Below are 12674 nucleotides of genomic sequence, written 5' to 3' on the forward strand. Positions count from 1 at the left end.
CTGCGGACGGTCTTTTTAGTGTGTCCGTTGCGCTTGTTTGGTTTATCTGCTTTCTCATGCTTGGGGTAGCCGAGATGGTCTTCCATCTCGGCTTCAAGTGCGGTGTCGATAAAAGATTGCATGAGCTGCCTCTGAAAGTCTTTGATGTCATCGAAGCTGTTCATGCTACCAGCCATTTGCTCGGCCAGTTTTTTAATGTCAGATTGAGTCGTCATTGCTTATTCTCCTGTTAGTGGATTATAAGCACTTACACAAAGTTTGGGAAAGGCTCGATAGCGTTGCTTTTTTATGTTGTGACATAATCTCTATCAATCATACAAGTTCGTAGTGGTTAAACTATCAACGCTTATTTTAACGGAGTTGTATCAGAACCATGAGCCAACAGACCCTCTTCAGTCACATCTAACTCTTCATGTCTGAGCTCTACTTGAATGTTGTCAGTATGTACATGAGTGCTCTTATTGATTTCGATGTCTTGAATAGCGTAGGTGTCTTTGGTAACAGTAGCCACTTGGCGAGATAGCACAATATCAATCGGTTCATCGCCAATCTCTATTTGTTTACCATTAATGGTCACTACAGCTTTGCTATCCAAAGAAGGCTCGACGTGGCGCAATATATCTTTTTCATCGTAGTTACCAGAGAGTAAATCTTGGCTTTCTGCGTCATGATAATCAGTACGAATGGTGATATATTCTTCTACCAACTCAATTGGCACTTCAACAGTCTTAGTACGTGAACGCTTGGTGACGGTTACTTTACCCACATCTAAGCGTTCTTTGTTAATTACAGGACGCTCTTCTAATAGCTCTAAGTGTCCAACATTGACGGTATTATTCGTCTGCTTCGTTGAGATATTTTGTTCTTTATCCAAGTCATCTTGGTAAAGGCTGTTTCCATTTTCAGTAGTCATTGTTGTTCCTTTATAATTATAAAATGATGAGTTTTCAACAATCTAAAACGTTATATGCCAACTACATATATTAACTAGCTACATTTAATACTATAAACCATTCGCTCATGTTATGAATACAAAAAAGACCAGAGACATGCTCTGATCTTAATGGCCAAACATATGAGTTTAGCTGATTATTACTATCATATTTAACTGACGATATAGGAAATTTACGTCGTTAAACTATGACTTATTAGCATATTACATGCCACGAGCACGGCGTACATCTTCTGCTGTGATACCATCACGGTCTACTAAGTTACCTTCACGGTCAACCACGTTGCCGTCACCATCAACATCTAGCTCTTCGCGTTGAATGGTCTCAACCACAGTTTCAGTGTGATGATCGGTCGTCTTGCCAACATTTACTTCTTCAGAAACATAGGTTTCTTTGCTGACGCGAGCACGTTCGGCCTGTAGCTCAACTTCAACTGTTTCAGTAGCATCGAGATCACCAATACGACGATCTGTTGGGCGATCTACGCTAGTACGTTGGATATTGGCATGTTCTTCTTCTAGATCTACATCGACATTGCGCTCTTCAGTAACGACATGCTTACCTACTTTTACTAGACCAGCAACGATACGGTCTTTGTTTACCGTTAAACGCTCTTCTAATAACTCTAATGTATTTGGTGCATCATAAGAGTGGTCTGCAATATCGACGCGATCTTCTACAGGGAGTGTATCAGCAGTAAATGCTTGACGATCTCTTTCGTACTGCTCTTTATAGCTGTATTGATAATCGTGATCGTATACTTCCATGGCTTCTACTTGTGTTTTGGTCAAGCTATCAAAGAAGACATCATCACCAACGATACGGGCTAAACCTGCTGGTACCAGTACTTCTTTTGAACTAAACCAGCCGCCTGCATCTACGATTAAGTAACGAATACGACCAGTAGTGTCTTCTACTAAGGCACCTTCGATTTTACCGATTTTTTCTTCATTGATACCGTAAGCAGTTTTGTGCGTTGGGTCATAATAGTCATCACCAATTAAGTCTTGATGAGTAGCTTGAATATCTTTTAAACGGATTAGTTGACTCATTATTGTATTCCTTTTTTGCGAGTTTATTTTTTATAATGTAATGGTTGATGTTGTTATTAGTTTTTAGCAAAACCATATGTACTACAGTTAACGGTAGACCAAATCAATAGTTTCCCTATCAACTTGTAGCTATCCTAACACCGTGATTTTTGATGAGATATATGAGCAAGGTAGCAAAATGTGCACTTGCAGTAATTGCGTGTAATAGGCTGTAAGTGGCATAACATAGGAGGGGGTAGAAGTTAACGAGACTTTACACAGAGTAATATTCAACATTCATCGAAAGAAAAGAGACACAAAAAAACCGCATTACCATTAGCAATGCAGTTTCTCAATAAACAATAATTATCTAAGTATTAGTTAGCTAACTTACTTTAAGTCAGTTAGACCTGCTTTATTTAAGCAAGTTCAATAGCAACAGCTACCGCTTCACCACCACCGATACATAGCGTTGCGATACCTTTTTTGCCACCAGTACGTTTTAGAGAGTTGATAAGCGTAATTAGAATACGAGCACCTGAACAGCCTACTGGATGACCAAGGGCACATGCACCGCCTTCGATATTTACTTTAGCATGGTCAAGTTTCAGCTCGTCCATTGCAGCCATAGTAACCATCGCAAAGGCTTCGTTAATTTCCCAAAGATCTACATCATCTACTGACCAGCCAGCACCTGTTAATACTTTTTCAATGGCGCCGATTGGCGCAATGGTGAACTCGCTTGGGTGACGTGAGTTTGAGGCAGTAGCAACAATGCGAGCTTGATAATCAAGACCTTCAGCATTCGCTTGAGATTCTTTCATAACGACGACAGCTGCAGCACCGTCTGAGATTGAGCTAGCGTTTGCAGCAGTAATTGTACCGTCTTTAGCAAATGCTGGACGCAAAGTAGGAATGCGATCAGCGTTGGCAAGGGCAGGTTGCTCATCGGTATCAACAGTTTGCTCGCCTTTACGCGTTGCAAACGTAACAGGCTCGATCTCATTTTTAAAATGGTTGTCTTTGATAGCAGTCAGCGCACGGTTCAATGATTCAATAGCAAACTCATCCATTTGCTCACGTGTATAGCCTTTCTCATCGGCCATTTCTTGAGCAAACATACCCATTAGCTTACCAGTATCGGCATCTTCTAGACCATCTAAGAACATATGGTCTTTGACTTCTTTATGACCCATACGATAGCCGCCACGTGAACCTGGCATGATATACGGTGCATTGGTCATTGACTCCATGCCACCTGCAACAGCGACGTTGAAGCTGCCCGCTTTGATACCATCATGCGCTTGCATGACTGCTTTTAGGCCTGAACCACAAAGTTTATTGATCGTGACAGCACCAGTCGCATCCGGTAGACCTGCTTTACGCATGGCTTGACGGGCAGGGCCTTGACCCAGACCTGCCGTCAAGATACAACCCATAATGACTTCATCAACACTGTCAGCGCTAACACCTGAGCGTTCAACAGCAGCTTTGATAGCGGCGGCGCCCAGCTCGGTAGCACTCATGTCTTTTAGTGCGCCCTGAAAGCCACCCATTGGTGTACGTGCGCCGTTTAGGATTACAATTGCATCATTTGACATCGTTATTATTCCTTGTTGTGCGTTTTGATTAAGTATCTACCAAGAAATCAGATGCCAATTGGCTAGCTTTTGCTTATATTATAAGCATCTGTCTTCTTCAGTATTTGGTTTATGCTAGCTCATCTAATCGTATGCGTACTACTTTATCAGTAATGGTCTCTAACTTTTCAATCTTTTCGATAGCGAGATTCATCTGACTCTCGACCACAGGTAGCGTCAGAATAATCACTGGCACTTGACCTACTTTATGCGCAGGTTTTTGCAAGATTGCATCGATATTGATACCGGCATCACTTAGGATGCGCGTGATATCTGCCAGTACGCCTGGGCTATCATAAGCATGCACACGCAAATAATATCCAGTTACCATCTGATCAGCGCGCAATATAGGTGTGTCTGATAGCTGGTCAGGGATAAATGCTAAATGCGGGACATGATGTCCAGTGTTGCTCTGATCGTCGCGGTCTTTGCTACCCAGTACACGAACCAAATCCATGACATCGGCCATTACTGCAGAAGCAGTTGCACCAGCACCAGCACCATCGCCGCAATAGAGTGTCTGACCAAGTGGATGTGAGTTGACCAGTACTGCGTTTTTCACACCATTGACGTTCGCCAATAGTGCATCTTGTGGAATAAGTGTTGGATGTACGCGTAATTCAACCCCTGCGTCACCATCGTTTTCACTATCGCGGCGTACTGCAAACCCTAAATGCTTGATACGGTAGCCAAGCTCTTCGGCATAGTTCACGTCTTGCAGGGTAATACCAGTGATACCTTCACAGTAAACTTTATCAAACTGTAGCGGGATACCAAATGCGATTGAGGCAAGTAGCGCCAATTTGTGAGCAGCATCAATACCTTCAACATCAAAAGTAGGATCTGCTTCTGCATAACCTAACTCTTGCGCTTCGCTTAATACGTCGGCAAAAGGACGACCCTTATCACGCATTTCAGTCATGATAAAGTTGCCAGTACCGTTAATGATGCCAGCGAGCCAGTCGACTTTGTTTGCAGCAAGGGCTTCACGCATTACTTTGATGATCGGAATACCACCCGCAACCGCTGCTTCATAAGCAACATGCACATTGTTTTCTTCAGCGAAGGCAAAGATCTCATTACCATGTTCAGCGAGTAGAGCCTTGTTTGCCGTGACTACATGTTTGCCGTTTTTAATAGCCTGCATGATGACGTCTTTGGCTAAGGTAGTACCACCAATTACTTCGATAACAATATCGACATTATCGCTTGCGGCAATTGCCATCAGATCGCTGTTTTGCATGATATTGGTATCAATATCATCACGCTGACGACGCGTACCGACTTCGGTAATAATAATGTCGCGTCCGCTACGGCGTTTTAGCTCATTTAAATTGTCATTGATCAGATTGATCACGCCCGTTCCGACGGTGCCCAGACCAAGTATCGCTAGTTTGATGGAATTACTCACAGTATCCTCAAGAGGTTAAATATAATGAAGTCAGTATAAGCGGTGACAGTGTCAAATGAGTCTGCGACATCAAACATAACGTCTGTGCGCATTGCCTAGTACTGCCTGCCTATCTACTTCATCATAGTTGAATAAAAAAAGCTCAAATAAAAAGGGTGTTGCTCATTTTGCATCGCGCTTTATCGTATCATACCGACAAGGCATTGTGACGTCTATACAATCTCATAAAAGCCAATGTTATAAAGACAACGTCATCAAGGTTATATCAGCTTACGATTATAAAAAAGCAGTAGCTTCAATCTTGTTTGGCATATGTATATATCATTTATGCTTGATTGCCAATATTAGTTGTTAATATGAGTAACTAATACTGGTAACTCAAATGATTAGTTAGCACCTACTGCTTGTGCCAATTCTGCTGCAGGCAAGTAGCCACCTACTTGTTGTCCTGTCTCGGTAAATACCGCAGGCGTACCACGCACACCAAGTCTTGAGCCTAGAGCCATATGTTCTTGGACAGGGTTGGCACAGCTAGGGGCCTGTACGTTGGCACCGATTTTTGCTTGATCCATTGCAGCTTTACGATCCTGACTACACCAGATCGCTTCCATTTTTGGTACAGACTCTTGACTGCGTGGCCATGCCAGATAACGAACCTCGATACCGCGTGCATTGATATCATCCATTTCTGAATGTAGTTTGCGACAGTAGCCACAGTCTGCATCGGTAAAGGCATAGATGACGGCTTTGGTTTCGCCTTTTGCTGGATAAATCACCATGTCTTTTTTATCGACGGCTTTTAGCGCTTCTTGTGCTGTCGTAGCAACTAGGGCGGCACTGATATCAACCGGAGCGGCATCACCCACAGCGATGATCTGACCTTGAATAATATGCTTGCCAGCTTTATCAGTAAAGAAAGAAGGTAGACCTTCAGCGGTCACCCAATAAATACCATCCATATCTGTCGGTACAGCTGAAACGATAGTTTCCTCGATACCAGAGCTTTTTAGGTTCGCCTGTAACGCCTTCACCACGGTTGCATCATTACCAGCTGAGGGCTTAGCAGCAGTGGCATTTGTCTGTGCAGCGTTTACAACACTGGTATTGCTGGTTGCATCAGCGGCATTGTTTGAGCAGCCAGCAGCGATACCAACTAACAGCGCACTCATCATAAAACGAGATAGAACGGTACGAGAAAGAGGATTACGTAAGGTGGTATTTTTGATAGTGGGGAACGGCATACGGGTTTCCTATAGGCGTCGCGCCTAATCATGAGTTCGTTATAAAAAGCGCTATAAACTTTTCTATATAGTAATGTGTCTTGGCAGTGTTTTAAAGGTCTAACATTGAAGAAGTTTTTATAACTTATTGATAATAAAAGATAGGTAATAACATCCTTCATATTACCATATTTACGCCAAATAATAGCGAACGGAAGGCAGCCAAGAAGTATCAGTAAAGCCAACTTTAAAGAATAGCTATCAACATAAATTCAAAAAACAAGATACATTTGTGCTATTTAACATAGTTGCTTGAACTTGTAATCTATGGCTAATCGCATTGTTTCTATAAAAATCTGTATAAAGTGCATTGTATGAACCATTTGAGAACGACTTACTTTAACAAATTTGCTTTAAGGAGCACACATGGCAGGTGCCAGTTTATTAACCTTACTCGATGACATCAGTGTTTTAATGGATGATGTAAGCGTCATGACCAAAGTCGCTGCCAAAAAAACCGCGGGCTTAGTTGGTGATGATTTAGCACTCAACGCCGAGCAGGTCACAGGGGTTAAGCCAAATCGTGAGCTCCCCGTCATTTGGGCAGTTGCCAAAGGCTCTGCCGTGAACAAAGTGATTTTAGTACCAGCGGCGCTATTGATTAGTTATTTTATACCGTGGTTGATTACTCCGCTATTGATGATCGGAGGGCTATACCTGAGTTATGAAGGGGCTGAGAAGGTCATTCACAAATTTTGGCCGAAGTTGTTGCCTCATGATGAAGAGCAAAATGCCCGTTTAAAAGCCAACGCAGATGAGTCGGTAGATTTGGTCGCGTTTGAAAAGGACAAAATCAAAGGTGCCATACGTACAGACTTTATCTTATCAGCTGAGATTATTGTTATCTCTTTAGGCGCAATTACAGCAGCTGGTGGCGATATTGTCCAAAAGGGCATCGTACTTTCGATAGTGGCTGCTGTCGTGACCGTCGGTATTTACGGCTTAGTTGCAGGCATCGTAAAGATTGATGATGCGGGTCTGCATTTGATTGAAAACTCACAAGCAGGTGATAGTAAGCGCAAGTTTGGCGAGTTTATGCTTGCGGCTGCGCCAAAGCTTATGAAGTTTTTGTCCATAGCAGGCACGATTGCGATGTTCTTGGTGGGCGGCGGTATTATCGTTCACGGTATCAGCTTTTTGCATCACAGTGTAGAAGACATTGCCCATCTTACTGGGGTATTTGAAGGGTTAACCGCGTCATTGTTAAATGGATTGGTCGGACTGATTGTTGGCGCTATTGTGGTAGCTATTGTTACTACTATTGGTAAAATCCGTGGTAAAGATGACACAGCGTCTTCTGCACATTAAGCTTATTTGCTTTTTATTGTCTCTCGTTTGAATTAGCAAGTAAGTTCGGCTGTATTAAAATAAAAAGCCCCAAAGCTACGAATAGCTTTGGGGCTTTTACGTTTGAGCTTATATGACTAGCTGTCGCTGTCTGCATCATCAGATGCGAGCTTTTCAGCCTGCGTCGGCTTTTTGTGCTCCGTCTTAGGCTTACGACTGCGCGCCTTTGGTACTTTTGGCGTAGTCAAATTAAACATACCGGTCTGTGGTAGCAATTGCTCAGCCACATTTTCGATCATGTTTTTATAGCTGGCTATGGTCGTCTTAGACTTAGCTGCTTGACTATCATCTTTGCTAGCCTCTTTAGTAGCTTCTACTACTACCGAGTCAGTCGTCTGCTCAGTCTCTGCAGCTATGTTTTCTGCAGCATCTTCTACCTCATTGACAGTTTGCTCTGTAGAGGTTTCGACTTCTACATCCTTAGCCTCTGACTGAGCACGCTCGGCTTCTAGCAAGTGCTCACTATCAACACTGACGTTTTCTGTCTGTGTCTGATTGGCGAGGGCAGTTGCTTCAACGTCATGCGCATCGACTTTGCTATCGGTTTGCTCAGTGATAGCTGGTTCCGCGTCACTTACTTGTTCAGCAGGTACGCTCAATACAGCGGGTTCCTGATAATCAGGATGCTGTCCGCGTGGATCGTTGCTAGCACGCTTAGTGATAGCACGTGGCTCAACGTCTGTCTTACCTTGTGCTGCTGCGAATTGACTGACGGCTTGAGTCATCACTTCAAAGCGTGCAAGGTAGTCGGCAGCCAATGGTTGATAGCCATAATTGCTAAAGTCAAAGCTCTGGCTAGCAGCATTAGAGCTATTATTAGCACCCTGAGATTGCTCATTATGCAACGCAATAGTCGCGATAAAGCAGTTGATAATGCCTTCTTCTGCTAAGCGAGTTTGTGCCTCTGGTAGCGTGGCACGAATAAACTCACCAACCGTGCCACGTATTGCTGGCACATTAGTAGCAGCTGGCTTGTCCGCTCGAGCGGCTTGCTGATCAAGTACTACACGTGGATCGTTACTCGCTTGACCAAATTTCTCAGCAGTCACGTAACGTGCGCCAAATAGTGCTTCATGGGTCAGCTCAAGTGCTGAGTTACTTACATTACTTGTGCTTGCACTATTACTGTCAGCCTGAGTATTTTGAGCTTCATCGCCCTTACTCACATTTTCAGCAGTCTTGGTTTCCTGCTGTTTTGGAGTCTCTGTAGCTTTTTCAGTATCAGCAGTTGCCGACGTTGGAGCTTCCGCTTTACTTTCGGTGTAACTCGTAGAGGTCGATTGAGCTTCTACAACTACAGGTGCTTTTTTCTCTTCAGCAGCCTGCTCATGCTTAGGTACATCGTTTTGCACCTTAGCTTGTTCGGTAGATGCACGCTTATCGTCATTTACCTGATTAGCATTTGCTTCCACCGTACTTTTTGCGTTATCGCTTTGCTTGTCAGCATTTGGAGCACTGGTGTTTTGCTTGTCAGTGTTCTGCTCATTGCTACTATGCTTATCAGTAGGTTTTTGAGCAGCTGTTTCGTTTGAACACTCATCTTTTGCTACGTTATTTGTCGCGCTTTGCTTCTCACTAGGCTGAGTTTTGGCCTGTGTGGATTTGCTATCATCTAAAGATAGATGCACCACTTCAGGGGCTTTTAGCTCAGTTGGCGCTTCATTGACCTGTAGCACGACTTCGTTAGGGTCTTGATTGCGACGTGCGCTAGATTGATTTTTGCTATTGGCAGCATCGTTGTTTCTAGCGTTCTGCTGCTTGCTCTGTTTGACACTGTCAGCCGTTAGTGTTTCACCGCGCTCTAGCTTACCGCGTGAGCCGCGTTGGCTATGCGATTTACGCTTAGTACGAGTTTGCTCATCTGCTTTAGAGCTGTTTTCGTTATCAGCATCACTGCGCTCGCTTGCGTTACGATTGCTGTTCTGTTGATTGCTATCTTGGCGGTTATTACGATTGCGATCGTTCGTGCGTCTGTTATCGTTCTGACGCTTGTCTTGCTGTCTTTGGTCTTGAGTATCAGACGACTTGTCATCAGCATTGTTTGAGTTAGTACTTTCTGAACTACTGTTTGCTTTGCCAGCAGTCTCGTCAGTTGTCTCTTTTCTTTGACGCGGCTTAGAAGATCTAGACTTACGCGGCTTACGTCTTCTTCTGTCTTCATTGCTGCTGTCGTCAGTATCGCTGTCATTACGACGCGCCTGTTGACGGTTAGTGTTATTATCTGACTGTTGGCTTTCGTTTTTCTGACTGTTGCTTTGCTGAGTTGGCTGCTCACTAGTTGCAGCTGCACTATTCAATGCATTGCTATCAACTTGACCAAACGAGCCTAAGCTTTGCGCGCCCGTGTTTACTAGCGCTTCGATTGCTTCAGCGGCATCTCGGCTACTAACACTAGGTGTCGTAGTGGCTTGCGGTGCTTGAGCAAATAGGTTTGATAACCACGCAACGGCTTTTGGTTGAGCAGTAGCTTCGACACTCTGTGTCTGCGGTGCTACTGGAGCGGCAACACTAGCAGTTTTATTAGCTTGCGGTGCATGTGCAGGCGACACGTCGTTGGTATTTTTATGATTACGACGATCATTGCTATGATTTACCGTATCGTTCTGTGCTTGCGTAGTTGCATTCGACTGCGTGTTTGAGCGGCTCTGCTTATCATCTGCAGTTTTACGAGGTTGGCGAGTAGGTTGCTGTTCAGGACGCTCTTTTTCAGCAGTCTGCCAGTCAACATTGTAGCCAAGGTCACTGTGCTCTTGCTGCTGAGTATCAGTGATACGCTCATAGCTGGATGGTGCAAAGCCATCACGATTGAAGTGAAGCTTGAAGTTTGGTGATTCTAAATGCGCGTGTGGCAAAATAGTGATACGCGTGCCACTGTCTTGCTCAAGATAAACCAAGCTGTCGCGCTTTTCATTTAATAAGAATGCTGCGATGTCTGTCGGGACTTCTGCTTGTACTTCACCTTGGCGTTCTTTAAGGGCGATTTGCTCAATTTGACGCATGATAGATAGTGACAATGAGCGCAAGTCACGAATCATACCGTTGCCGTGACAACGTGGGCAGATATAGCCAGTTGACTCTTCTAAGGAAGGACGTAGACGCTGACGGCTCATTTCCATTAGACCAAATTTAGAGATATCGCCGAACTGAACGCGTGCACGGTCATATTTGGTCGCATCAATCAGACGTTTTTCTACTTCTTTTTGGTGCTTATTGTCATTCATGTCAATGAAATCAATAACGATCAAACCACCCATATCACGCAAACGAAGCTGACGAGCAATCTCATCGGCTGCTTCTAAGTTGGTATGGTAAGCGGTCTCAGCAACGTCTGAACCTTTGGTTGACTTAGCTGAGTTAATATCGATAGAGACCAGTGCTTCTGTTTGGTCAATAACGATTGAACCACCTGATGGCAGACGAACTTCACGCTGATAAGCGGTTTCGATTTGTTTTTCAATATTGAAGCGCGAAAACATTGGTTCATAATCGGTATATTTGCGTAGCTTTTCGGCTTGTTTTGGCATTACCGCATCAATAAACCCAGCCGCTTCAATGTAAGCGTTTTCGTTATCAATCCAAATCTCAGCGATATCATCACGTAGATAATCACGAACAGCACGTGTGACAACGCCCGCTTCTTGGTGAACCAAGCGCGGTGATGGGTATTTTTGGTTTTGTTCTTGAATGGCTTGCCAAATATTGAGCAAGTGGTTTAGATCGTGCTGTAAATCTTCCTGAGTCTTACCAATACCAGCAGTACGAATGATGACACTCATGCCTTTTGGTAAATCAAGGTTGCTCAGCATACGCTTCATATCTTCACGCAGTTTGCCCGAGATTTGACGTGAGATACCACCACCGCGAGGGTTGTTTGGCATTAATACTAGGTAGCGACCGGCTAATGACACATACGTCGATAGGGCAGCGCCTTTATTGCCGCGCTCTTCTTTTTCGACTTGTACGATTAGCTCGTCGCCTTCTTTGATCAGTTTTTTGATGTTTTCGTCACGTGGGTTGCCGCTTAGGTATTCAGCAGAGATTTCACGAATTGGTAAAAAGCCTTGGCGCTGAGAACCATATTCGACAAATACTGCTTCGAGCGATGGCTCGACACGGGTCACATGACCTTTATAGATGTTAGATTTTTTTTGCTCGCGAGTACGGTTTTCTAGGTCGAAATCGTACAGGTGGTTGCCTTTACATAAGGCGACACGAATCTCTTCGTTTTGAGTGGCGTTGATCAAAATGCGTTTCATATTTGTATCCTATGAGTACGCATGACAACGATAAGACAGTCTTTAGGACATAGTGGCAAGTGTGGCTAATATTGTGATTAGCGTGTGTAGATGTTCATTAACGGTAGAACGTAAATCGTGGGTTTCATAAAGCACATGGGCTTTTTCAATGGCTTCTTTTTTTACCTGAAGTAATGAGCGGTGCTCACGTTAATATCAGTAATATAGGGTGTAAGGCTATGGTACTTATATTTTATCATCAGTAAACTTGGTACATATATGATTGGGTCAGCGAGTCAAAGCGCTCTTATTCTCAGTACGTTCTATTGGTAGTGATTTCAGCGCACGTTGTAAGCGTGGGCGAGGGTCAGTTACAGTTCTAAAAAATACTGATATTAAAAAGGCGTGGTGCTGTTGCCATTCATCCATCAAAGTCTAACAATAATATCGCGGTCATGATTGCTACTATATAGTGGCGTCATTCGGCGGTTGTTTTTCAGGCGAAGCAATTGGTTACTCTTTGTTTATCGTTCTTTGTATAACGTCAATAATATCTTGGGTGTCTCAAGGTTAGGTGTCGCAGCTTTTGTTATCAGCGGGGCGTACTTGGCAAACAGAGTAATGGACCAGCTTGTCAGCGTGGTATCGTATTTACATTGCTATCGTCATCTGTTTGACCACCAATACTTAGGCAGCTATCGATATACTTTTCGATCCTAACGCTAAACTACCCATACTTGCTCAACTATGCTGGCATAAAGAACCATCAGATAAATA

Annotated in this window: 8 protein-coding genes; 1 reads left to right on the forward strand and 7 read right to left on the reverse strand. The window is 43.8% G+C overall.

Going from position 1 to position 12674, the window contains the following annotated elements; translation table 11 throughout:
- The 6 genes from ACQKCG_RS10325 to ACQKCG_RS10350 all read right to left on the reverse strand — a co-directional run.
- A partial coding sequence (locus tag ACQKCG_RS10325; RefSeq protein ID WP_427585393.1) for a transposase occupies window positions 1-215 on the reverse strand: 215 nt, incomplete at its 3' end.
- 131 nt (window positions 216-346) lie between these two features.
- Window positions 347-913 (reverse strand): YsnF/AvaK domain-containing protein, encoded by a 567-nt coding sequence (locus ACQKCG_RS10330; RefSeq protein ID WP_134292605.1) that lies wholly within the window; start codon window positions 911-913, stop codon window positions 347-349.
- A gap of 243 nt (window positions 914-1156) precedes the next feature.
- Entirely contained in the window at window positions 1157-2005 is an 849-nt protein-coding gene (locus ACQKCG_RS10335; protein WP_102090798.1) for a DUF2382 domain-containing protein, read from the reverse strand.
- A gap of 398 nt (window positions 2006-2403) precedes the next feature.
- Window positions 2404-3585, reverse strand: a complete 1182-nt coding sequence (locus ACQKCG_RS10340) for a thiolase family protein (RefSeq protein ID WP_134292604.1) — start codon at window positions 3583-3585, stop codon at window positions 2404-2406.
- A 109-nt stretch (window positions 3586-3694) separates the two neighbouring features.
- Entirely contained in the window at window positions 3695-5035 is a 1341-nt protein-coding gene (locus tag ACQKCG_RS10345; protein WP_134292603.1) for a homoserine dehydrogenase, read from the reverse strand.
- Window positions 5036-5421: 386 nt separating this feature from the next.
- The gene (locus tag ACQKCG_RS10350) at window positions 5422-6276 is read right to left on the reverse strand and encodes a DsbC family protein (protein WP_101205524.1); all 855 of its coding nucleotides are present in this window, start codon (window positions 6274-6276) and stop codon (window positions 5422-5424) included.
- 405 nt (window positions 6277-6681) lie between these two features.
- On the opposite strand from ACQKCG_RS10350, the gene ACQKCG_RS10355 reads away from it, so the two are divergent.
- A complete protein-coding gene (locus ACQKCG_RS10355; protein WP_134292602.1) occupies window positions 6682-7623 on the forward strand; it encodes a DUF808 domain-containing protein in 942 nt (313 codons plus the stop codon).
- Window positions 7624-7739: 116 nt separating this feature from the next.
- Here ACQKCG_RS10355 and ACQKCG_RS10360 read toward each other — a convergent pair whose 3' ends face one another.
- Window positions 7740-11918 carry an Rne/Rng family ribonuclease gene (locus tag ACQKCG_RS10360; RefSeq protein ID WP_134292601.1) on the reverse strand — a complete coding sequence of 1393 codons (4179 nt, stop codon included), beginning with the start codon at window positions 11916-11918 and terminating at the stop codon, window positions 7740-7742.
- Window positions 11919-12674: the final 756 nt, after the last annotated feature.

Source organism: Psychrobacter sp. NPDC078929 (genome assembly GCF_050267985.1).
Lineage (GTDB): Bacteria > Pseudomonadota > Gammaproteobacteria > Pseudomonadales > Moraxellaceae > Psychrobacter.

Coding starts and splice junctions, on each gene's coding strand:
- ACQKCG_RS10330 (WP_134292605.1), bottom strand. CDS start 913: ATGACTACTGAAAATGGAAACAGCCTTTACCAAGATGACTTGGATAAA.
- ACQKCG_RS10335 (WP_102090798.1), bottom strand. CDS start 2,005: ATGAGTCAACTAATCCGTTTAAAAGATATTCAAGCTACTCATCAAGAC.
- ACQKCG_RS10340 (WP_134292604.1), bottom strand. CDS start 3,585: ATGTCAAATGATGCAATTGTAATCCTAAACGGCGCACGTACACCAATG.
- ACQKCG_RS10350 (WP_101205524.1), bottom strand. CDS start 6,276: ATGCCGTTCCCCACTATCAAAAATACCACCTTACGTAATCCTCTTTCT.
- ACQKCG_RS10355 (WP_134292602.1), top strand. CDS start 6,682: ATGGCAGGTGCCAGTTTATTAACCTTACTCGATGACATCAGTGTTTTA.
- ACQKCG_RS10360 (WP_134292601.1), bottom strand. CDS start 11,918: ATGAAACGCATTTTGATCAACGCCACTCAAAACGAAGAGATTCGTGTC.